Origin of the sequence: Collinsella sp. HCP3S3_E5 (genome assembly GCF_052067635.1) — a bacterium.
GTDB lineage: Bacteria > Actinomycetota > Coriobacteriia > Coriobacteriales > Coriobacteriaceae > Collinsella.
Window position 1 is genome coordinate 1 of record NZ_JBQHQF010000001.1, and the last position, 22,713, is coordinate 22,713.

At 60.9% G+C, this 22,713-nt stretch carries 19 protein-coding genes; 10 read left to right on the forward strand and 9 right to left on the reverse strand.

Features of this window, described 5'->3' with window-relative positions; all coding sequences use genetic code 11:
- On the forward strand, positions 1 to 301 hold a 301-nt coding region (locus ACTM82_RS00005; protein WP_441088497.1), incomplete at its 5' end, for a tyrosine-type recombinase/integrase.
- Positions 302 to 322: 21 nt separating this feature from the next.
- Here the strand turns inward: ACTM82_RS00005 and ACTM82_RS00010 are convergent.
- From ACTM82_RS00010 to ACTM82_RS00040, 7 genes are all read right to left on the reverse strand, one after another.
- Entirely contained in the window at positions 323 to 802 is a 480-nt protein-coding gene (locus ACTM82_RS00010) for a DUF6262 family protein (RefSeq protein WP_123219222.1), read from the reverse strand.
- Entirely contained in the window at positions 786 to 2,369 is a 1,584-nt protein-coding gene (locus ACTM82_RS00015; RefSeq protein ID WP_441054899.1) for a hypothetical protein, read from the reverse strand. Before ACTM82_RS00015 ends, ACTM82_RS00010 begins: the two co-directional genes overlap by 17 nt.
- A complete protein-coding gene (locus ACTM82_RS00020; protein WP_441054901.1) occupies positions 2,362 to 5,082 on the reverse strand; it encodes a tyrosine-type recombinase/integrase in 2,721 nt (906 codons plus the stop codon). The genes ACTM82_RS00015 and ACTM82_RS00020 overlap by 8 nt, the downstream gene beginning before the upstream one ends.
- Positions 5,066 to 6,226 carry a tyrosine-type recombinase/integrase gene (locus ACTM82_RS00025; RefSeq protein WP_441054904.1) on the reverse strand — a complete coding sequence of 387 codons (1,161 nt, stop codon included), beginning with the start codon at positions 6,224 to 6,226 and terminating at the stop codon, positions 5,066 to 5,068. The genes ACTM82_RS00020 and ACTM82_RS00025 overlap by 17 nt, the downstream gene beginning before the upstream one ends.
- Positions 6,227 to 6,473: 247 nt before the next feature.
- Complete coding sequence (locus ACTM82_RS00030) at positions 6,474 to 7,751, reverse strand: ammonium transporter (RefSeq protein WP_441054906.1); 1,278 nt, start codon at positions 7,749 to 7,751, stop codon at positions 6,474 to 6,476.
- 198 nt (positions 7,752 to 7,949) lie between these two features.
- Positions 7,950 to 8,969, reverse strand: a complete 1,020-nt coding sequence (locus ACTM82_RS00035) for a putative ABC transporter permease (protein WP_441054908.1) — start codon at positions 8,967 to 8,969, stop codon at positions 7,950 to 7,952.
- A 3-nt stretch (positions 8,970 to 8,972) separates the two neighbouring features.
- Positions 8,973 to 9,530 carry an HD domain-containing protein gene (locus tag ACTM82_RS00040; RefSeq protein ID WP_441054910.1) on the reverse strand — a complete coding sequence of 186 codons (558 nt, stop codon included), beginning with the start codon at positions 9,528 to 9,530 and terminating at the stop codon, positions 8,973 to 8,975.
- A 227-nt stretch (positions 9,531 to 9,757) separates the two neighbouring features.
- Here ACTM82_RS00040 and ACTM82_RS00045 point away from each other — a divergent pair, with 227 nt between their 5' ends.
- The 6 genes from ACTM82_RS00045 to ACTM82_RS00070 all read left to right on the forward strand — a co-directional run bounded on the left by ACTM82_RS00045 (position 9,758) and on the right by ACTM82_RS00070 (position 16,510).
- Entirely contained in the window at positions 9,758 to 11,539 is a 1,782-nt protein-coding gene (locus ACTM82_RS00045; protein WP_441054912.1) for a 1-deoxy-D-xylulose-5-phosphate synthase, read from the forward strand.
- Between the two features lie 649 nt (positions 11,540 to 12,188).
- On the forward strand, positions 12,189 to 13,184 hold the full coding sequence (locus ACTM82_RS00050; RefSeq protein ID WP_441054914.1) for a glutamate ABC transporter substrate-binding protein: 996 nt from the start codon (positions 12,189 to 12,191) through the stop codon (positions 13,182 to 13,184).
- Between the two features lie 138 nt (positions 13,185 to 13,322).
- Positions 13,323 to 13,982, forward strand: coding sequence for an amino acid ABC transporter permease (locus ACTM82_RS00055; protein ID WP_154514877.1), 660 nt, complete (start codon positions 13,323 to 13,325; stop codon positions 13,980 to 13,982).
- The gene (locus ACTM82_RS00060; protein ID WP_373094275.1) at positions 13,979 to 14,812 is read left to right on the forward strand and encodes an amino acid ABC transporter permease; all 834 of its coding nucleotides are present in this window, start codon (positions 13,979 to 13,981) and stop codon (positions 14,810 to 14,812) included. The genes ACTM82_RS00055 and ACTM82_RS00060 overlap by 4 nt, the downstream gene beginning before the upstream one ends.
- 36 nt (positions 14,813 to 14,848) lie before the next feature.
- Positions 14,849 to 15,613 (forward strand): amino acid ABC transporter ATP-binding protein, encoded by a 765-nt coding sequence (locus ACTM82_RS00065; RefSeq protein WP_022094659.1) that lies wholly within the window; start codon positions 14,849 to 14,851, stop codon positions 15,611 to 15,613.
- An 87-nt stretch (positions 15,614 to 15,700) separates the two neighbouring features.
- Complete coding sequence (locus tag ACTM82_RS00070; RefSeq protein WP_427728070.1) at positions 15,701 to 16,510, forward strand: gamma-glutamyl-gamma-aminobutyrate hydrolase family protein; 810 nt, start codon at positions 15,701 to 15,703, stop codon at positions 16,508 to 16,510.
- A gap of 71 nt (positions 16,511 to 16,581) precedes the next feature.
- Here the strand turns inward: ACTM82_RS00070 and ACTM82_RS00075 are convergent, their stop codons facing one another.
- The gene (locus ACTM82_RS00075; RefSeq protein ID WP_441054916.1) at positions 16,582 to 18,462 is read right to left on the reverse strand and encodes a diguanylate cyclase; all 1,881 of its coding nucleotides are present in this window, start codon (positions 18,460 to 18,462) and stop codon (positions 16,582 to 16,584) included.
- Positions 18,463 to 18,670: 208 nt separating this feature from the next.
- On the reverse strand, positions 18,671 to 19,468 hold the full coding sequence (locus tag ACTM82_RS00080) for an alpha/beta fold hydrolase (RefSeq protein ID WP_441054918.1): 798 nt from the start codon (positions 19,466 to 19,468) through the stop codon (positions 18,671 to 18,673).
- Between the two features lie 236 nt (positions 19,469 to 19,704).
- Here ACTM82_RS00080 and ACTM82_RS00085 point away from each other — a divergent pair, with 236 nt between their 5' ends.
- The 3 genes from ACTM82_RS00085 (at position 19,705) to ACTM82_RS00095 (ending at position 22,603) form a co-directional block, all read left to right on the forward strand.
- The gene (locus tag ACTM82_RS00085; protein WP_441054921.1) at positions 19,705 to 20,481 is read left to right on the forward strand and encodes a radical SAM protein; all 777 of its coding nucleotides are present in this window, start codon (positions 19,705 to 19,707) and stop codon (positions 20,479 to 20,481) included.
- Positions 20,482 to 20,650: 169 nt separating this feature from the next.
- A complete protein-coding gene (map, locus tag ACTM82_RS00090) occupies positions 20,651 to 21,538 on the forward strand; it encodes a type I methionyl aminopeptidase (protein ID WP_441054924.1) in 888 nt (295 codons plus the stop codon).
- 123 nt (positions 21,539 to 21,661) lie between these two features.
- On the forward strand, positions 21,662 to 22,603 hold the full coding sequence (locus tag ACTM82_RS00095; protein ID WP_441054927.1) for a D-2-hydroxyacid dehydrogenase: 942 nt from the start codon (positions 21,662 to 21,664) through the stop codon (positions 22,601 to 22,603).
- Positions 22,604 to 22,713: the final 110 nt, after the last annotated feature.

A 22,713-nucleotide genomic window follows, 5' to 3' on the forward strand; every position in this document is an offset into this window, starting at 1 on the left:
CGATGACATGCCGGGGGCGGACCGGGACGGGTTAACGGCAGGCCCCGCCGACCGATTGCAAGCGGTCGGCGGGGCCATTGTGGCTCTTGACAGCGGATTGGGTCATATGAGCGAGAGGCTCACGACCCACAGCTTCCGGCACAGCGCGGTGACGTTCGCGTTGCTGGGGGGCGCCAGCCTGCAGCAGGCCCAGGCGCTCGCAAGGCACACGAACCTGACGACCACGATGGTCTATGCCCACAACGTCGACCGCGTGAGCCAAGCTCCGGAGCGTTTTGTCGACGGCCTCCTCGACGACTAGGAGCCCGAGGCCGGGGCCGCGTCATGCGAGGGGGATGCCCGAGAGGTCGCTCCCCAGCACCTCCAGGTACTCCAGCAGCTGCTGGTACTTGCCCCGGAGCAGCAGGAGCTGTTGCTGGAGCTCCGCGTTCTCCTCCTTCAGCTTCCTCGATTGCTTCCTGCTCTTGTCGAGGGCGATGTCGAGGTCCTGCAGGCGTGACTGCGCCCTCTGGAGCTCCCTTGACAGCCTGGTTATCTCGGCGTCCTTGTTCAGCTCGCGCCTGCCCTCTTGGCTCACCTTGCCCGTCGGCTTGAACTGGCAGACCCGGTTCTTCGCCAGGAGCTCCTTGACGTGCTGCTGGCTGAACGTCCCCGAGCTCAGCCCCGTGAGCGCCATGAGCTCCTTCTTGGTGACGATGCGGTGGTCCTCTTCGATCTCGTCGATGGCCCCCTGGATGAGGGCCAGCGTCTTCTCGCGCTTCGCCGCGTACATCCTCTGCATGTTCTCACTGGGCTGCTTCATCAGAGACCTCCAGGTCCTCGTCGCTGATAGCGCTCAGCACGCGCTGGGTCAGCGTTTCGTATGCGTCTATCCAAGCACCGCAGAGCTCGGCGAAGACCTCGTTGCCACAACTTAGAGCCTTCTCCTGCTTGCTGCGCCAGTCGTCGAGCTCGCTTTGATAGTAGTCGAGGTCGCCGGCGTCGGGGACGAGGTAGCTGCAGCGGAGGCACCTCGACCTGTCGGCGCTGCAGCCCCTTGCGTCCGAGCACAGGCCGATCCTGTGGACCCTCTTGGCGAAGGGCTTCGACAGGATCCTGTCGAAGCGCGCGGGGTCGTCTGTGTTGATGATCCTGCCCCTGAACACGACGGGGTCGTCCTTGCGCAGGTCCTTGACGGAGGTGTGGGTGTAGCTCTGCTCGATCATCTTGGTGTTGTGGTGGGCGGTGAGCGGCAGCAGGTCGATGGCGCGGAAGAGGCCCGAGTTTATGCGGTCGCTGACGGCGTTGTGGCGGAACTGGTGCGTCGTCGGGGAGTAGGGCTCGCCGTGCTCGTCGACGATTCCCCTGCACTTGCAGAGCCGCGAGAAGAAGCGGTTGCAGCTTCCAAGGTTCTTCGGCTTGAATGCCGACCCGTGAGTCCTATAGCATCTCTCCCCCGTCTTCGGGTCCCTTATGAGCCTGTAGGCCCGCGAGGTGAAAAGCCACCTTGCATTCTCGCCGAGGTGCGCCAGCACCTCGTCCCTCTGGGCTGCCACCAGGTCGACGAGGAGCTTCCCCATGCCCTCGTACCTGACCTCGATCAGCTTGATGTCGCTCGGGACGTAGGGTCCCGCTTGCTTGAACGACGGGATCGTCAGGGTGTAGGTGTCCGCGTCGAGCCGCTTCAGGCACCTGACCGTCATGCTGAGGACCTCCGTGGCGCGGTTGGGGATCAGGCGCAGCATCCAGTAGAGGCACCTGTAGACCAGCGGGATGCCGTCTTTCATGAAGATGACGTCGAGCTGGCCGGCCACCTCGTCGGGGATGTACTTGTCCTCCTTCTTGACGTAGGCGGGGGCCCTCTCCAGCACGAACCTCTGCATGGCGGAGCTGATGTCGGTGAACCCCGACTCCCTCGCGAATGCCTCGAGAGCGTGCCAGTAATGCAGGCGCTTTCTCAGGGAGGTCTTCCGCTCTCCCGAGAAGAGGTAGGCATAGAAGGAGGCGAGCGCCTCCGGCGGGGCTTCTGCGAAGCTCTTGCAATCGTCGGGGATGAAGTCTGCGCAGTGCTTGATGGACATGCAGATGTCTGAGCTGATGGCAGCGGGGTCCCGCCCCTTCACGAGCCTCGTCAGCGCCCATCTCTTGGCCTCCTTCTTGAGGTGTTCGTTCGAGATACCCGTGAAATATATGTTGCGCGAGCTCGGTTTGACGTTCTTGTCGGGCTTCACCTTGTCGGCTTGCCAGACGTCGTCGCTGAAGCTCGAGGCAGAGCAGTAGTCTGAGAGCATCCTGGCCGCCTGCTCGTCGGTGACGGACACGGTGTTGGAGAGGACGACTGGCTCGAGGGCCGCGGACCCGGATGTGGGGAAGAGCAGGCTGTCAGGCATGTTGCGTTCCCTCCTCAATAGCGTCGAGCACGGCCCTGTAGCGCTCGTTCAGGGTTCTCTCCTGCGCGTACTCGGTGTAGCCCTCGTACTCGTCCATCGGGATGTCCAGCTCCGCGTACTTGGCCTCGAACTGCGCCAGCAGCCTCGACGAGTCCTCGTAGAGCTCCTGCCAGCGTGCTTGGAAGGCCCTTCCCGTGCACAGCTTGGGGCAGGACGCGCAGCTGATGTTGCCGAGGTCGGCGCACCTGCCCTCCGAGGGGTGCTTTGAGCACACGCCCAGCTCCACGTTGCGGCGGTTGGTGCAGAAGTCGACGTAGAGCCAGCGGCGCTCCTCCTCCGTGTACAGGTCGAGCCTGCCGCTCTCGATCAGGAGGTTGAACTTCTGCTGGAAGAACTCGCTGTTCAGCTCTGCGAGCCTCCTCATCCTCACCTCGGCGTAGACGCGCTCGGTGGTTCTGTGGTCGACGTGGCCGAGCTGCTTTTGCACGTCTGTAAGCGTGGCACCCGACGTGATGAGCTCGACGGCGACCGTCTTGCGCGTCTGCCTGGAGCAAAACGTGTCGTAACTCTCGTCGATCGACTGCATGCCGTACCGCTCGAGCAGCCTGTTGATCGCTCCGTTGAAGGTCGTCGCGGGGAACTCGGTCTTAACCCCGTTGGTGATGCAGAAGAAGAGCGTCTCGACCCCGTACATCTCCCTGAGGGCGGAGGTCTCCTCGATGTAGGCCTCGATCTCGCCGTGGAGCCCTGGCGAGATGACGGCGAAGATCTTGTCGCCGAGGCGCCGCTTGATCCTGGATGCCGCGGTCTTGGGGGACCTCGCCCTCACCTGCGGCATGCCGCTGGCGGGGTCCTCGGCCGTGATGTCCTCGACGCGGATGCTCTTGATATCGGAGAGGCGCCACCCGGTCTCCATTGCGAGCTTGAGCATCAGCCTGCAGGCGCTCGACCCAAGCTCGTCGACGTGCTCCTCGAGGAACACCAGGATGTCCTCGGGGATCTCCGGGGTCGCCCTCGAGTAGTCAGAACCGCTCCTGACCGTCAGGTTCGCGGTCGGGTCCGTGTCAAGGCGCCCGCGAGCGACGAGGTGCCGGAAGAACCTCCTGCAGCTGGTCAGATGATGCTTGAGCGTGCCGGGTGCATAGCCCTCCTTGCTCATATGCGAGAGCGCGGCGAGGACATGCAGCTCGCCCACGTCCTCTGGGCAGGTGATGCCGTATTCGCCGACGAGGAAGGAGAGCACGGTTAGCAGATCGGCCATCGCAGCCGGGATGCGCGCCAACGCGCGATGGTCAGAGCTCGCGCGTTGGCATGCATCCTGGTAGAGGAACCTCAGATACTCCCTCGCATCCTGCTGGAACAAACCCGTCCCGTCCAGCACGGAGAAGTCGAACCGCCTGCCTGAGAACGTCTCCCCCTTGGGGAAGTAGAACCACACCTCCGACTTGTCGCTGGCCACCTCGTCGGCGTTGCCGTCGAACATGAACCTGCGCAGGCCGGCGATCTTGTTCTCCAGGTGCTCGCCAAAAGCGTTTGCGAGGGTGGGGGTCTGCCGCACCTTCTTGAACGCCGCGAACTTCCTCACGTCCTCGTCTTCCAAATGCTCCTTGAAGTCGCGACGGAATCTGTGGAGGGGCAAGATCGGCCCCCTCGGAGAGTCGGGGGCCAGGTACCTGCCGGCGAAGAACGCATCGTATGCGCCCAGGAGCTCCTCGAAGCTGACGCCGCCTGGCAGTTCCGGTGCCGGCAACTGGGAGTCACCTGCGACAAGCAGTCCAGCAGGGACGGAGCTCTTGTCAACCCGCACAGCTTTCTCGTCGTAATAGGCGCGTTCCTCCGCGCTGAGATCTAGGAATTCATATACGGTGGTCCGGTTAGAGGTCGTAGCGTACGCAGCGTACGTGTAGGGCAACATCTCCCTAGCGATTACTTCATGCAGCCTGCGATAGTCCCACCGCTTGCCGTGCCCCCTCTCTCTGTGCTTTCGGTACCTCCCGACAGGGCGCCAGGAGAACCCGAAGATGTACGCGGTCAGGCGCGGGTAGGTGAAGTGTCGGTAGTTGCGATCGGACAGCCCCGAGGCATACTTCTCTGCCATGTCGCGCACATACGCCGCGAACTCCTCCTCGCCGATCTCCTCGACAACACAGTTGTCGAGCCACATCAGGAAGGAGTCGTGAGCTCTTCTGAAGTATCTTCCGTTGAACTCCTCGCGGACCGCTGCAAGGGGTTCCCGATGATTGATGGCCTCGACGGCGCGGTCCCCGATCTGCACCGGGAAGCGGTGATAGGTGTAGAAGCGCTCCATGTACGTCTCGCCAAAGATACGTATCAGGGGGTTAACGCGGTCCCTGACCTGGTAGGTCAACCCGGTTATCACCTTGCAGAGCTTCTTTATGCCGGGCTTTTCCCAGGCTTCCTCGTCCTCGTGCATGGAGACGAGCACGTCGAGGAAGTAGTCGCTCAGCTCCTCCTCCGAGAACATGGAGGTCAGGGCAAGACGACACAGGGTCCCATAGCTATATGTCCCCTTCAGCGACTCCTCCAGGCCCTCGCAGGAGGGCAGCGGCGTGCGCGACTCCACGCAGGCGGCCAAGGCAGCAAAGTCGCTCACCGTCGCCGTGTCTGCGACATGGGTGTAGTTGTTGCTGCGCTTCGCACCCCCGGAGTTGTCCCTGATGTGCTCGAGCGCCTCCTCAGGTTGCCTGATCATCGGCGCGCCTCTTCTCCTTGGCTGCTTCGAGCCTCTTCCAGTTCTCGACGGCGGTCACCCTGTCCTGCCTGTTCTTGTAGGGCTCGGCAGACTCCATGCTCTTCCAGCCCATGATGTCCAGGATCTGGTTGTCGGTGAGGGAGGCGGGGTCTAGGGCCTGCTGCCTGAGGAGCTCCTCCATCTTCGTGCTCCTGCCGGAGTGGGTGCGCACCTTGGCGGGGTCGAGGCCGGCGTGCTTGGCGGCGCGCTTGATGATCTCGAGCGCGTTGTGGTAGGCCATCGGCTTGCCGAAGCTGCCCTCGCGCTCGCGCAGGTTCAGGAAGATCTCGGTCGGTACGAGCACTCCGGAATCGATCAGCTTCCCCTCGACGGCGCTGCGCTCGTTGTAGAGGTACTCCTCCAGCAGGCGCCGCGAGCGCTCCGACAAGACGCAGACGCGCCCCTCGCCCTCGCGCCTGCCCTTGCTGCGGAACAGCTTCAAGGTGCCCTCGTCTGCGCGGTAGAGGTCGATCTGGGCGGAGAGGATCTCGTCGATGCGAAGGCCGTCGAGCGAGAGGGAGAAGACCGCCTTGTCGCGGTAGGTGCGGAAGTTGCTGAGGATGGCGTCGACCTGCTCGTCCGTGTACCACTTCTCGTAGTCCACAGGAGGCTTGCCGCTGACGAAGGACGTCTCGGCGACATAGCGCGGCGACGTGGTCACGATTCCCTGGCCGTAGAGGAAGGAGTGCGGGTTCTCCCCACTTCGCTCCTCTGCGACCTCCATCTTGACCTCCCTGCCCTGGGAGCGCAGGAAGGTGTAGAAGCTGGCCACGACCGTGTAGTAGCCCCTGACGGTGAAGCCGGACCTCTTTCCCTCCACTGCGCCGACGAACGGGATGACGTTTCCGAACTGCAGGAAGCGCAGGAAGCCGGCGAGGTGCTTGGCGGTCGCGTCGGCGTAGCCGATGTGCCAGCAGTCCTGCAGGTAGTTGAGGTACTTGCACAGCTTGTAGGCGTACTGCCTCGCCGTCTGGGGCGAGCCCATGTTCATCTTGTGGAGGAACTTGTTGGCCCAGAAGGGGTAGGCGTCCGGATGGTTGATGATCCAGCCGTCCATCGTTCCCCCGTCGGCCTTCGGGTAGAGGCATTTTTCAACGGCAAACATTTTTTGTCACCTGAACAAACATCAATTCACTGGATAACGCTTAGTTAAACATCACAATAAGTGCTCGACCTATCAACGACTAAAAATAAATCTTAGTATCTGAAATACATAATAAAAACTCAGAAAGTTCAACTGACTGGTCTTAGCAGGTTTCCCAAGTGCCGCAGATTGCCGTGAAAGAGGAGCGAAGCGTACTTAAGTACGTGAGCGACGATTGAACGGCAAGGTGCGGTGCTTGGGGAAGCTGCTAATCGAGCCCGGAGAACGAGGGATACGCGCTCTCGCCGTGCTGACTCGCATCCAAGCCCAGCGCCTCGTCTGCCTCGTCCACGCGCAGGCTACCGTGGAAGAGCGCCTTGACCACCGCGGCGATCACCAAATCGAGCACCAGTACAAGAGCGACCGTCACCACAATGCCCAAGATCTGCGAGATGAGCAGCGACACGTCGCCCGTGTAGAACAGACCGCCCTTACCGGTCCACGAGAGCTCAGGCACGCAGAATAGGCCCGTGAGCACGCCGCCCAAGATGCCGCCGATGCCGTGGCAGCCAAACGCGTCGAGCGCATCGTCGTAGCCAAACTTGGTCTTAAGATGGCTAATGGCCAGGTAGCAGACAGGCGATACTATCAGGCCCATGACCAGCGCTGCCCACGGCTCGACAAAGCCCGCACCCGGCGTGACCACCACAAGGCCCGCAACCAGACCGGTGCTGGCACCCACCAGCGTGGGGCGACCGGTGCGCACGCGCTCGACGACAAGCCACGAGACCATGCCCGCCGCGCTGGCCGCCACGGTGTTGAGGATGGCGAGCGCGGCCACGGCGTCGGCCTTAAACTCGCTGCCGCCGTTAAAGCCAAACCAGCCAAACCAAAGCAGGCCGGCGCCCAGCGCCACAAACGGAACGTTATGCGGGCGGTAGCTCACCATGCCAAAGCCGCGACGACGGCCAAGCATTAAACAGAGAATCAGGCCCGTCAGACCGGACGAGATGTGCACCACGTCGCCGCCCGCAAAGTCGAGCGCGCCGATGATGTCGCCGATAAAGGAACCCTCACCGCCCCAGACCATGTGGGCGAGCGGCGCATAGACCACGAGCAGCCAAATGCCCAGGAAGGCCGTCATCGCACCAAACTTAACGCGGCCGGCCAGGCTGCCCGTGACGATAGCAGCCGTGATCATGGCAAACGCCATTTGGAAGGCGATGTTGATGATTTGAGGGTAGACGGCACCGTCCGCAGCATTGCCCTCGGCCGCCTGCAGCACCTGGTTGAGCACCGGCAAGCACAGCAGCTGGTCAAGGCCTCCAATAAACGGGCTCGAGCCGTCGCCGCCGTAGGCCAGCGACCAGCCGGCAACAATCCACAGCACACCAACCAGGCCAATGGCGCCAAAGCACATAAGCATGGTGTTGATGACATTTTTGCGCCTGGACAGGCCGCCATAGAAAAACGCCAGACCCGGTGTCATTAAAAACACGAGCATGGTACAGATGAGCATAAACGTTGTCGATCCCGTATCGTACATTCGCTCCCCTTTGGTCGCATGAACGTTGTCGGCGCCCATAATGCGGCCGAGGGGCAACTGGTGTAGACCAGATACGGCGTTGTTAAACGCTGCGTTGTCGAATGGAAACGGTGCCGCAATCTTGGAAACGGCACGGCAACGGGCGCGAAACGAACGGGAAATACGCGAGCAAGGGAGCCGTGAGCGTGCCCGTCCCGGCTAGCGCCGAAACAGCTCGTGAGCGCGGTCGCGGAGATTAGTTGCTCGAATGACGCCCTCGTAGCGATTGATGCGCAAGCGCGGGAAAGCATTGAAGAAGCGCAGGTCGCGACGGCTGAGCGACACACTCGGCACCGGACGGCTCATGCGCTTACCGGCAAGGCGACGACTGAGCGACGGACGCGGCATGCTCGGCGCGGCATCGGCCACGCGGCGGGCGGCAAGCGCCAGGCCGCGAGCACCATCCGAGATAAACGTCGGCATCGAAGCCTTCTCACGAAGGGCATCGAGCGCCGCGTCGCCCAACTCGGCCAGCCACGCGTTAACGGCGCGGCTACGGATATGCGTCTGCGCTACCGAGTCGATCGTCGAATCGGGAATACGTTCGAGCATGGAGTCCGAGGCATCGGCAAGCGACTCATTGATGCGGTCGGCAAGGTCGGCGCGCACACGCTCCAGCTGATCGGACAGGCGACGCCAACTGGCCAAAGAGCACACCGCGTCGACCATCATCGCGACCGCGACGATAAAGGCGGACAGCCGCACAATCAGCACCGGCAGATGGCCAAGCAGTCCCAGCAATGCCGGCTCCACTAAACGACAAATGCACAACGCGCCCAGGCCAAACGCGCAGGCCCAGTACAGGCAGATACGTCCGTGCAAGTTAAACGGCAGGTGCGAATAGTCCCAAAAGCGTGCGCCCGTTGTTTTTTCCAAAAGAAGGCCCACACTGTACTCGATTACACTGCACACAAGCGCCGCGGCGACAAATTGGCTCGAGGCATCCGGAATCCCGCGCAGCAAAAGCCAGCAGGCTATGCCGCCCACACCATAGATAGGGCAACACGGCCCCAGCAAGAATCCGCTGTTGGCAAAGCGTCCTTGGTTGAGCATGGCGCAGACTGTCGACTCCCATGCCCAACCGCAAAACCCGTAAAAGGCAAACGAGAGCACCAGTGCCGAGAGCGGACAGGCGGCAAGCGTCGCGCCGTCAAATGCCATGTCGATCGCGGTCCCCACCGTCTACCCTCTCCTCTTTTCACTCGAATCTTTGCTCGAGCCGTCGCTCGAGCCCTCGCTCAAATCGTTCGCGCCGTCCTTGCGCGGCAGACGGCCGGCGACCGTCTCGCGCAGAGCACACCATTTATCCGCCAGGCACACAATCCATGCCTCACGACACGTCGGCGGCACCGGCACCAGCGGAAACATATGCCGCACGATAATATTCCGCTCGCGCGACGTCAGCTCAAAATCTTCCTCCGCACGCGCCAGGGCAAAAAACGGATGCCGAAATCCGTGCAGGCGATGGCTTGGGTCGGGATCGTGCCAGTCATAAAGAAAGTAATCGTGCAGCAGGGCCCCGCGCAGCAACGAGGCGCGGTCGACGGAGATACCGACACGGCCCAAGCGCTCGGCAAAGGACAGGCTCGCCCGCGCTACCGAAGTCACATGTGCATAGACCGTCACATCGCCATGCTGGATAAACTCGCGCGTCAGGTCCAGACGGCCCGCCTGCGCCAGTTGACGGGCAGCATGGTCTACTTCGCACGCGATTTTCTCGGCACGAACGACATCGGACATGCTGCCTCCTTCCAGCGACTCACGGCGACAAGCCACAGCCTGCACGCATTGAATTAATCATCATCGAATCTACCAGTATGGCATCGGACAAAACGTTTCGCCCCACCAGTTGGCGAATTACCGCGCCGCCGTCACATATCAAACGCCAAAATGTGCGAGACTGTTTTGTGCAATTGTGCCGGCCGAGGGAGCGCCGGCGCTCGATTCGCATGGAGTAACCCACAACGATGCTGCTTACGCAAACGACAACGCCCGAGGACGTCAAGGCTCTCGACCGCGCCGAGCTTCCGCTGCTCTGCGGCGAGATCCGCCAGGCAATCCTCGAAAGCTCCGCCGCCGTCGGTGGGCACGTTGCTCCCAACCTGGGCATCGTTGAGCTTACAGTTGCGCTTCATCGCGTGTTTAACTCCCCCATCGACAAGATTGTCTTTGACGTTTCGCACCAGACCTACGCCCACAAGGCGCTGACGGGGCGCGCGTACACCTATATCGATCCGGATCGTTATGGTGAGGCTTCTGGCTTTGCCAATCCCGACGAGTCCGAGCACGACCTGTTCGCCATGGGCCATACCTCCACGTCGGTGAGCCTGGGCTGCGGCCTTGCCCACGCGCGCGACCTGGCGGGTGACGCGTACAACGTCATTACCATCATTGGCGACGGTTCGCTTTCGGGCGGCCTGGCGTTTGAGGGCCTCAACAACGCCGCCGAGCTCGACAGCAACTTGATCATCATCGTCAACGATAACGACCAGTCCATCGCCGAAAACCATGGCGGCCTGTATCGCAATCTGGCCGAGCTGCGCGCCAGCAACGGCGCCTGTGAGCGCAACGTTTTCCGCGCGATGGGGCTCGACTACCGCTATCTGGACGCCGGTAACGATGTGTTGGCCCTCGTCGACGCGCTGCAGGAACTGCGCAATATCGATCATCCCATCGTGCTGCACGTCTCCACCGCCAAGGGCAAGGGCTTTGAGCCGGCCCAGAGCGACCCCGAGCGCTGGCACCATGTGGGTCCGTTTGACATGACTACTGGGCGCAAGCTCTGCCCGGGCCATCCGAGCGAGCCTGCGCCGCGCACCTATGCAGACATTACGGGCGAGGCGCTCAGCGCCGCCATCGAGCGCGATCCACAGGTCGTGGGCATCACGGCCGCCACGCCCTACATCATGGGCTTTACACCCGAGCTTCGCGCCGCGGCCGGCAAACAGTTCGTCGATGTGGGCATTGCCGAGGAGCACGCCGTGACCTTTGCCACCGCGCTTGCGCGCTCGGGCGCCAAGCCAGTCTTTGGTGTGTACGGCACGTTTTTACAGCGCGCCTACGACGAGTTGTGGCACGACCTGTGCCTCAACGACACCCCCGCAACCATCCTGGTGTTTGGCGCGTCGATCTTTGGCACCACATCCGAGACGCACCTCTCGTTCTTTGATTTATCCATGCTGGGCGGACTTCCCAACATGCGCTATCTGGCACCGGCCTGCATGGAGGAATACCTGTCCATGCTGAGCTGGTCGCTCGACCACCGCGAGCATCCCGTGGCGATCCGCGTTCCGGGCATTGGCCTGGTTAGCCGCCCCGATTTGGCGCCCGCCGAGGACACCGACTACAGCGCCGTTCGCTACGACGTGGTGCGTCAGGGCCGCGACGTTGCCGTGCTCGCGCTTGGCGATTTCTTTGAGCTGGGCGAGCGCGTGACAAACCGCTTGGCTGCCGAATACGGCATAGAGGCCACGCTCGTCAACCCGCGCTTTGCAACCGAGCTTGACCGCGAGTCTCTCGATGGCCTCGCCGCCGAGCATCGCGTTGTCGTCACCCTCGAGGACGGCATCTTGGACGGTGGCTGGGGCGAGCGCGTCGCGTGCTACTTGTCCTGCACGCCCGTGCGCACGCGCACCTTTGGCATCGCCAAGGGCTTTCCCGACCGCTACGACCCCAACGAGTTGCTTGCTCAGAACGGCATGACGGTTGAGAATATGGCCGCCGAAGCAGTACGCCTGCTGAACGAGTAGAAAAACCTCCGCAAGGGAAGCACCCCTGCGGAGGTTTTTATTTTCCCAACTCAATTGTCTCGATCTGTAACACCTAGAGGACAAATCCTCGCCCAATTGTTACAGATCTAGACAAACCGTCTTTGCCCCTGTTGTTTGTCTCAATCTGTAACAGATAGAGACCTTTTGTCCATCCAGATGTTACAGATCGAGACACTCAAGTCCCCCTAAAGAGAAAATCTCAATCTGTAACAGTTACTCGGCAAAAATGGCTGCAGATGTTACAGATTGAGACAAAACAGCGAGGCAGGCCGCCACATCTGCAAGAATCACCACAAAGGTGCCCGTCCCCTTTGTGGTAGTTTTAAGTCATGGTCGGCGCGAAAAACGAATAGCCGTTCATACGCGATCTCCTTACTTATATATGTCGCGTTGCCGCCATTATAGCGACCGCCGCGAGCGACCATGTCGTCCGCAAAACGCTATCTCAGCTGCAATAACTGACGTTTGCCCAGATAAAACCTGCCAAAATAAACCTGTCCCTTTTTGGTAGGTAGAATTACCCATAAGGTAAGTATGTTTCTGAGTTATTTCGTGTTGACCCATTTGAGCGCGATAGGGTATAACTCTATTCAACCGCTAGGGATTTTATTGAGAAAGGTGTTCTACCATGAGCAAGAACCTCTCCCAGCAGGTCGTTTTCGACCGTCGCGGCTTCATCGCCGCCACCTTTGCAACCGTCGCCGGCCTTGGTCTTGCCGGCTGCTCCGACACCAGCGCCGAGGCCGACAAGGGTTCCGCCGCCGGCTCCTCCAAGAGCCCCGAGGACACCGAGGCTTCCACCACGCTCGATGCCAAGGCATTCGACAAGCTCGTCGACAACGGCCCCAAGGCCGATGATGACGCCATCGCCGCCAGCACCTGGGCCACGGCCGTCAAGGACGCCGGCGTCTTTAAGATCGGTGGCGTTCAGACCTCCACGCTCTTCTCCCTCCTCAACGAGAAGGACGGCAAGACCCGTGGCTTCGACGCCGGCATCGCGCAGCTCCTGTCCAACTACATTCTGGGCGAGAACAAGGTCGAGATCACCCAGGTGACCTCGGACACGCGTGAGTCCGTCCTGCAGAACGGCCAGGTCGATGCCGTCTTTGCCACCTACACCATTACCGATGAGCGCAAGAAGCTTGTCTCCTTTGCCGGTCCCTACTACTACACCCAGCAGGCTATCCTGGTGCTCGCCGACAACGACGACATCAAGAGCGTCGACGACCTGGCCGACAAGAACGTCGCCGTCCAGTCCGGCTCCAACGGCCCCGCCATCCTGGAGGAGTTCGCCCCCAAGGCCGGCCAGCAGGAGTTCAAGACCGACGAGGAGGCCCGCCAGGCACTTCAGCAGGGCCGCGTTGACGCCTACGTCATCGACAACAACATGCAGCAGAGCGCCCTGGTCCGCGAGCCCGGTAAGTACAAGATCGCCGGCAAGCCCTTCGGCAGCAAAGAGCCCTACGGCATCGGCCTGCCGCTCGATTCCGACGGCGTCGCCTTTGTCAACGACTTCCTTAAGAAAATCGAGGACGATGGCACCTGGACCGAGCTGTGGCAGATCTGCATCGGCGATCGCACGGGCGACACCAACGTTCCCGAGCTGCCCGAGATCGGCGCCTAGACAGCGAGCCCAGTAACGGCCGCTACGAAACCATACGGAAACGCACGATGCGCTTTATTGCGCTAAACTGTTTCCACACTGAGTTGTCGGGGCTTCCGTACACACGGGAGCCCCTTTCCTTATCGGCGGGAGGTCCGCATGAGTCTCTCCGAGCTCTGGTCGCTCTATGGCCAGAACTATATCGACGCGCTGCTAGCAACCTGGGGCATGACGCTTGAGTCGTTTGCCATCGCCATGGTGCTGGCCGTCGCTGTCACCGTGATGCGCGTGTCGCCGCTCAAGCCGCTGCGCATTTTTGGCGACCTGTATGTTCAGGTCTTCCGTAACATCCCCGGCATCGCGCTGCTTATCATCGTCGTCTATGCGCTGCCGCCGCTCAAGGTCGTCCTGCCCTACCGCACCTGCGTTATCGTCGCCACGGTCCTTTTGGGCTCGGCCTTTGGCTCCGAGAACTTTATGAGCGGCATCAACACCGTCGGCGTCGGCCAGGTGGAAGCCGCGCGCTCGCTCGGCATGAGCTTCAGCCGTATCCTCGCCAAGATCGTGATTCCGCAGGCGCTGCGCTCGAGCGTGCTGCCCATGACCAACCTCTTTATCGCCGTCATGCTCACCACCGCACTCGGCAGCCAGGTACCGCTTCAACCTCAGGAGCTCACCGGCGTGGTGAGCTACATCAACACGCGCTCGCTCGGCGGCGTCGCCGCGTTCTTTATCTCGGCGCTCGGCTACCTGGGCACGGCCTTTGTGGTGAGCCACATTGGCAACTACATCGATAAGAAGGTGAGGATCCTCCGATGAGCAAGCATTCCACCTCCGCGCTCACCATGCGCGATGCGCTCTACGAGGCCCCCGGTCCCAAGATGCGCGCCAAGATTCGCATCGGCACCGCTATCTCGCTTGTTGCCGTCGCCGCGCTCGCCGTCCTCGTGTTGCAGCGCTTTTATGTGACCGGTCAGCTTTCGGTCCACTATTGGTATTTCTTTACGCACCTCACCACCTGGAAGTTCCTGCTTGCCGGCTTTGAGGGCACCGTTAAAGTCGCACTCACCGCTGGCGCCATCGCGCTGGTGTTGGGCCTAGCCCTTATGCTCGGCCGCACCAGCGACATTAAGCCGCTGCAGCTGGTCTGCCGCGTGCTCACCGATTTCTTCCGCGGCGTACCGAGCCTGCTGTTCATCTACTTCTTCTTTTTGGTGCTGCCTCAGTACAAAATTGCGCTGCCGTCGTTTTGGATGCTCACGCTCCCCGTCGCGCTCGCTGCAGCCGGCGTGCTGGCCGAGATCTTTCGCGCGGGCGTCAACGCCGTGCCGCGCGGGCAGGTCGAGGCAGCCCAAGCGCTCGGTCTCTCCAAAGCTAAAATCACCTTTAAAATCGTGCTGCCGCAGGCGATTCGGTTTATCATTCCGTCGTTGATTTCGCAGCTTGTGGTCGTAGTCAAAGACACCACCGTCGCCTACGTGGTGAGCTACCCCGACCTCATGCAAAATGCCCGCGTGCTCATTACCAACTACGACGCCCTCGTGTCGGTCTACCTGGTAATCGCGGTCATCTACATCCTCATCAACGTCGCGATCAACAAGGCCGCTGTCTACGTTTCGCACAAGACCGGCGCGACCATCATCCGCTAACGCTTTACCATTTCCAGTCATAAGGAGCCGAGCACCATGGCACAGAGCACCTCTTCCACCGGCAATCAGCCGCTGATCGAGCTCAGGCACGTCGATAAGCACTATGGCGATCTGCACGTCCTCAACGACATCAATCTCTCGGTCGACCGCGGCGAGGTCGTCGTCGTGATCGGCCCCTCGGGCTCGGGCAAGTCGACCATGTGCCGAACCATCAACCGCTTGGAAACCATCGACTCGGGCGAGATCCTCATCGAGGGCGAGCCCCTGCCGCAGGAAGGCAAGGACCTTGCCCGTATGCGTGCCGAGCTGGGCATGGTATTTCAGCAGTTCAACCTGTTCGCACATATGACCGTGCTGCAGAACGTCATGCTGGGACCGGTCGACGTGCTGGGCGTCTCCAAGGACGAGGCCCGCGAGCGCGCCATGGACCTGCTGGGCCGCGTGGGCGTTGCCGAACAGGCCGATAAGGTGCCCGCACAGCTCTCGGGCGGCCAGCAGCAGCGCGTAGCCATCGCCCGCTCGCTTGCCATGCAACCCAAGGCCATGCTTTTTGATGAGCCCACGAGCGCCCTTGACCCCGAGATGATCAACGAGGTGCTCGAGGTCATGGTCCGTCTGGCCCAGCAGGGCATGACGATGATCGTCATTACGCATGAGATGAACTTTGCCCGCCGCGTGGCCGACCGCGTCGTGTTTATGGCCGACGGCCAAATCGTGGAAACCGGCACGCCCGACGAGTTCTTCGACCACCCCCAGACCAAGCGCGCCCAGGACTTCCTCAACTCCATCAAGGGCCACTAACCAGCAACCCCGTGGGACAAATCCATTGAAAGTGTTGTCCCACGTCTCTCATGCGCCCTGTCACCTTCAGATTCGAAAGCAGCACCCATGATCGGAACACGTACTTCCTCGTCCTATACCCCGCACGTCGACGTTGCCCCCGCCGACCGCCCGCTCATCCTCGTCGCGCCGCGTTGGGAAGAGGCAAAGCCGTTTTTGAGCGAAACGCTCTCCCCCAACGAGGAAATCGCCAGTGTCTTTGTCGATGCCATCCTTGCCGCTGGCGGCCTGCCGCTGCAGATGTCCATCACCGAGGACATTGATGTTATCCGTCATTACGTTGATATCGCCGACGGCATCGCCATTCCCGGCGGCCCCGATGTCAATCCCAAACGTTGGGGCGATGATCGACCCTACGACCCCACCCTCTGCTGCGAGATCCGCGATAGCTTTGAGTTTAAGCTGGTCGACGAGGTGCTCCGCGCCAAAAAGCCGCTCTTTACCACCTGCCGCGGCACGCAGCTGCTCAATGTCGCCACTGGCGGCACCCTGTGCATGGACGTACCGAGCCTGGGCGCGCGCGAGGGCCGCACGCAGTGGCGCCATACCCACGTGCTCAACGACCCCGTGCATCCCGTCGAGGTCGTGCCGGGCTCGCTTCTGGAGCGCGCGGTTGGCGGGCACAGGCTTATCCAGACCAACTCCGCACACCACTGCTGCGTCGAGCGTCTGGGTAAGAGCACGCGCTTGGTCGCCAAGGCAACCGACGGCGTTCCCGAGTGCATCGAGGTCGAAGGCCAGCCTTTCTGCCTGGGCGTGCAATGGCATCCCGAGTACACCTGGCAGACGCTCGAGACCGACTTTAACCTGTGGAAGTCGTTTGTCGAGGCGGCGGCCAAGGTAAAGCAGGCCCGCTAGTTCGCGAACCGCACAACAAATAAGGACGCCCCGCCGGCCACATGGTCCGACGGGGCGTCCCTTTGCCTAGCTTAAACCGAAGGGAACGCGACAACGTCCGCAGGGCGCTCCAGCGTCTCGGCAATGCGATCGCGCACTTCGAGCAGACACTCGATAAGCAGCGGATTGAAAGCGCCGCACTCACCGTCCAGAATCATCCGAATCGCCTCTTCTTGCGAAATGGCGTCCTTGTACACACGCACACTCGTCAACGCATCGTACACATCGGCCACCGAGATCACCTGAGCGGCAATGGGGATATCGTCGCCCTTAAGACCGTCAGGATAGCCCGTACCATCCCAACGTTCATGATGCCAGCGGGCGATTTGGTACGCATAGTCCAAAAGGGCACTTCCTTCATGGTTTCTGCCCAGATTGCGCAGCATGTCGGCGCCAATGGTAGTATGCGTCTTCATTATTTCAAACTCTTCGGGCGTCAGACGTCCGGGCTTGTTGAGAATCGCATCGTCGATCGACATCTTGCCGATATCGTGCAGCGCCGACGCCAACGCAATCGAAGAACGCTCCTCGTTGCCAAGAGAGTACTTGTCGCTCCGTCGCGCCAAGTCGCCAAGCAGCAGCTCAGTCAACTTCTCGATATGCGTGACATGCCTGCCGCTTTCGCCATTACGGACTTCCATGACGCTCGCCATGATGTCGACGAGTATACGGCTGTTATTGACGCGCGCATTGTACTGCTGCGACAGCAGACTCGTCAGACGACGCTGTTTGGCATACAGTCGAATAATATTGTTGACGCGACGACGCACAATGCGGTCATCGAACGGGCGACTGATATAGTCCGAGGCGCCCAAATCGTAAGCACGTAACACCGCGTCGTCGGTATCTTCGCTCGAGATCATAATAACAGGTAGGCCATCGAGGGCTGCCAGACGCGAAAGCTCGGCCAGCACCTCACAGCCGCTCATGTCCGACATGACAATATCGAGCAGCACGAGGGACAGGTCGCCACCATAACGGTCAACCGCATCGAGCGTGGCGCGACCGCTATCGGCTTCTAGAATGCGATAGTCGTCCTTGAGCATCTCACCGAGGATGGACCGGCTCACTTTGGAATCGTCGGCAATCAGCACCAGGGGCTTTTGGCTCCTGATCGTCTCGCTTGCATCGGCATCCGTCACAACCGTGCCGCGTCTGATCTTCGCACGATTCAAGAGAGTGGCTGCGCGATGCACGCCTTCCTCGATCGTCTCACCGCTCACACGAACGCCGCTCGCACAGGCCGATAGGTCGATCTCCTCATTCCCCGGTACAACAGCAGAGCGAATGGCCTCCGACACATGGTGCAAACGCCGAGCAAAATCATCGGGGGCAATATCGGGCATGACGACCACAAACTCGTCGCAATCATAGCGCACAAGCAGATCGGTCGAGTGAATGTTATCGCGTATAACGGCCGCGACGACGCCAAGCACCAAATCGCCGACACGATGGCCATAAGCGTCGTTGACCATCTTAAAATCATCGAGGTCAACGATCGCCACGCCACCGGATACATGGTGCGTGCGGAGTCTTTCATCAAAGTAGCGACGATTGCGAACGCCCGTCACCACATCGGTGTAGGCCGCCTCCTCATCTGCCACCTCTTGCTCATTGACCGGGCGTGCCACAAGTAAAACGCGTCGCTCGCCTTCAACCGTCACGGGACGCGCGGAAGCACAGTATTCGATACCGTCGCCCGTCAGTCGCTCAGACACTTCATCGGAACCCCCGAGCACCTTGCGACAAACCTGACGCAAGCAAGGGCACTGATCGCCAAAGAACAGGCAGTTATGCTCGTTATTAATCTGTTCGGCAGAAAGCAGGCGCACCACGGGGTAAATCTTCTTGACACGGGCGACCTTGGCGGCGGCCTCGCAGTCGGTAAGATTACCCCCATATTTATTGAGCATATACGGCCTTTTCCGTCGTTGGCCTGGCAACGGTACGTCCGTTAAACGTTACTAGAGTAACATCTTGCAGAGCAGGCAGGTGCACAATTGTTGTAATATTTTTAATAGCAATAGAATGGGTCAATTACCTCTGCGAACACGCAGCTCAAGATTGATTTATTGCAGGACACCAATGTTTATTGATTCTCCTGTATGAGTCACCGACGCATCAGCGTCTTAGAATGGCGCGGACGGCGTTGGCGGCTGCGACCGGTCGATCTCGAAGACCGTTATGCGCGCCCGGAATTGTTACAACGGGGCAGCCCAGTAACTCCGCAGCCGCTCGTGCACCTGCCGCGCGGGACGTATCGGCCGAAAGCTCTCCCAAGCAGACGGCGGCAACGGTTTTTGATGCGCGAACTCGATCCCAATCGGGACCATACGTCATGACAAGTCCATACTCGTTCGCCATAAAGCCACGTCCATTGCGCATAGCATGTTTGGCTTCCGCTTTGGTTATCCCGGGAGCTTCAGGGTCGGGGTCTCCAATAGCGCCCAAGAAGACCCTCAGCGCCCTCGAATCTTTCCCCGCCGCAACCATCTCGAGCAAAACCGGGGCTGCGCCCAAGCCAACGCCCTCGCCTGTCACGGCCGGCTCATGCAAAACCGCAGACGACACTGCCGCCGCATCCGCATGAAGGAGCTCAAGGGCAACGAGCGTGCCAGCGCTGTGCGCGAGGACATTTGCCGGGGCGCCGGCATGTTGGATAACAGCTCGCAGGTCGGCAGCCTGAACTGCCAGATCGTAGCGCCCGTCTGCCGCATCGTCGCTCTCGCCGCAACCACGGCGGTCATAGGCAATGACGCGATAGCCACAGGCGAGCTCGTGGGCGATGCCGTCAAAAAATGTGCCGTCGACGCACGCACCGTGCACGCACACCAAGGCGGGCGCATCGGACGATACATCCGGGCCGGCATACTCGCGGCAGGCAATCGTGGTGCCCGCATTTTCGACCGTAAAATCCATGTTGTGATCCTATCGTCAACGCCATCAGGCCGCACCGAGGTGCGACTTGGACAGTCTGGCGCCATGTTGCGCATACTTAAATGCGTTTACTGTACCCGACTCGCACCCTTTCATGATAGGGTTCCGAAAACTCACCAGGCTGCACAGTTTCGGCTTAGACAACAGTGTCCAGACCCGCGATTGGCACGGGGGCCAATGCTATGCTTAAGTGCAACTGTCCCGAGGAGCATATGCCTATGTCTACGTTTTTGAATGCCAGCCCCATCTTTGGGCCCGTCCGCAGCCGACGCCTTGGACTCTCGCTCGGCGTCAACATGATGCCTGCCAGCGGCAAGATTTGCACCTTTGACTGCATTTACTGCGAAAACGGACTCAACGCCGAACGCCCCTGCCACGAGCCACACAACACGGCTGCCGTGGTGCTCGACGCACTCGAAGCCAAACTACGCGAGATGACAGTCGAGGGTGAGCCGCCCGATGTAATCACGTTTGCCGGCAACGGCGAGCCCACCGCCGCACCGGAGTTCCCGCAGGCTATCGCCGGCGCTGTCGCGCTTCGCGACCAGTTGGCCCCGAACACCAAGATTGCCGTGCTTTCCAACGGCACGCGCGCCGACCGGCCCCAGGTGCATGATGCGCTCATGATGGTCGACGACAACATCCTCAAGCTCGATACGGTCGATCCGGCATTTATCCAGCTGCTCGACCAGCCCGTTGGTCCCTACGACGTCGAGCACCAGATTGAGACGTTCGCGAGCTTTGACGGTCACGTTATCATCCAGACGATCTTTTTGACCGGTGAGTATCAGGGCAAGCCCATCGACAACACCGGCGAGGAGTACGTTGCCCCCTGGCTCGCGGCGCTTGAGCGCATTCGTCCACAAGAAGCAACCATTTACACGGTGGCGCGCGAGACACCAGTCGCCGGCCTTGCTAAAGCGGCTCCCGAGGCGCTCGACGCGATTGCCGCACGCGTGCGCGCCCTCGGCATCCCCTGCCAGGTGAGTTACTAGCACCCGTCTGCCCAAGAGCAGCTAATTTGGGACGGGGCTTTTTTGACTGCTTTTGGGAGCGATATGGGCGGCGCAAGGCCGCGCGGACAAAAGCAGTCAAAAAAGCCCCGTCCCAAATTAGCTGCTCTGCGGGTGGGCTATACTAGCTGCGAATGAAAGGAAGTTAGCCATGTATGACAAAGGACCCGTACCCGGCCGCAACGACGCTTGCTGGTGCGGCAGCGGCAAAAAATACAAGAAATGTCACAGCTCCTTTGATGGGCGCCTCGAGCGCCTGTGGGAAGAGGGCTGGAACGTCCTGCCCCGCACGCTCTATAAGACGCCTGCCGATATCGAGGGCATCAAGCGCTCGGCCGCCATCAACGTGGGCGTGCTCGATTATGTGGGTGAGCATATCACCGCGGGCATGACCACCAACCAGATCGACCAGATGATCTACGACTACACCGTCGAGCATGGTGGAACGCCGGCCGACCTCAACTACGAGGGCTACCCCAAGAGCGTGTGTACCTCGATCAATGACGTAGTCTGCCACGGCATTCCCTGCGATACGGACGTACTGCACGAGGGCGACATCATCAACGTGGACTGCTCAACGATCTTAGACGGCTATTTTAGCGACTCGAGCCGCATGTTCTGCATCGGCAAGGTCTCGGCCGAGCGCCAGCGCTTGGTCGACGTCACCCGCGCCAGCGTGGAGGCGGGTCTGGCAGCCGTCAAGCCATGGCTGCCGCTCTCCGTGATGGCCGAGGCCGTACAAAAGACGGTCGAGGACGCCGGCTTTAGCGTGGTGCGCGAGTACGGTGGCCACGGCATTGGTAAGGAGTTCCACGAGGACCCGTTTGTGGGCTTTACCACCGAGGCGCCCGACGTGGACACTATCATGGTTCCGGGCATGGTCTTTACTATCGAGCCCATGGTCAACGCCGGAGCACCCGACATTAAGATTAGCAAGGGCGATGGGTGGTGCGTGCGCACCAAGGACGGCAGCGACTCGGCCCAGTGCGAGGTACAGCTCGTGGTGACCGAGGACGGCTACGAGCTGCTGAGCTGGTAGCCGTAGATGCGCCAGATGCTGACGGGCACGCTCGTCTTGCATCCGGCGTTTTATTTGAACGTTTTGCCAGATAAAACCTGCCAAAAAAAACCTGTCCCTTTTTGGCAGGTTGAGCGGAGAGGAATGCTTGTGAACATCCTGGTTTTGCTGCCCGTCAACGACCGCCATCGTGCAATTCTTGAGTCGAGCGCTCCGGGCGAGGATTTTATCTACACGAGCGCCGGCGACATCACGCGCGAACAGGTCGCCGATGCCGACGTGATCCTGGGCAACATCGACCCTGACATGCTCACGGCATGCGACCATCTCCAGCTGTTGCAATTGCAGACCGCCGGCTATGACGACTACCTTGCCGCCGGCACCGTGCCGGCTGAAGCCAAGCTGTCTTGCTCGATCGGCGCCTACGGTCAGGCCGTGAGCGAGCACATGTTTGCCATGGTCCTTTCCATGATGAAGCGCCTGCCCGGCTATCACGACTTGCAGCGCGAGCATCGCTGGGAGGATTTGGGGCCGGTCACCTCGCTCAAAAACGCCAACGTGCTGGTGCTGGGCGCAGGCGATATCGGTGGCCACTTTGCCACGCTCTGCCGCAGCATGGGTGCGCATGTCCGCGGCATCAAGCGCCATCCGCTCGTCTACCCCATTGTGTTTGAGGACATGGACGGCATGGATGCCCTGTCTGAGCGCCTGGCAGAGGCCGACATCGTCGCATCCTTTATGCCCAGCACGCCCGAGACCCGCGGCCTGGCGAACGCCGAGTTCTTCGCCGCGATGAAACCGGGCGCGTTCTTTGCCAACGGCGGCCGCGGCGATCTTGTGGTCGCCGACGACCTGGTTGCCGCCCTGGAATCGGGACATCTCGCCGGCGCCGCGGTCGACGTCACCGATCCCGAGCCGCTGCCCGCCACAAGCCCGCTGTGGGATGCACCCAACATGCTCATCACGCCGCATGTCTCGGGCTGGTTCCACCTGGCCGCCACGCTCAATAACGTGGTCGACATCGCCGCGGAGAATCTGCGTCACCTGCAGGCCGGCGAAACTTTACGTTGTTGGATTGAGCATTAGATTGTTCCGGCGTTTTACCAAACGCCGGAACCCCTCGACGCTGCGAGCCCGCCGTTTGGCCAAGGTGCCGTTCAATTTCAAAGGCGCGACCAGAAGGTCAGCGCCTTTTC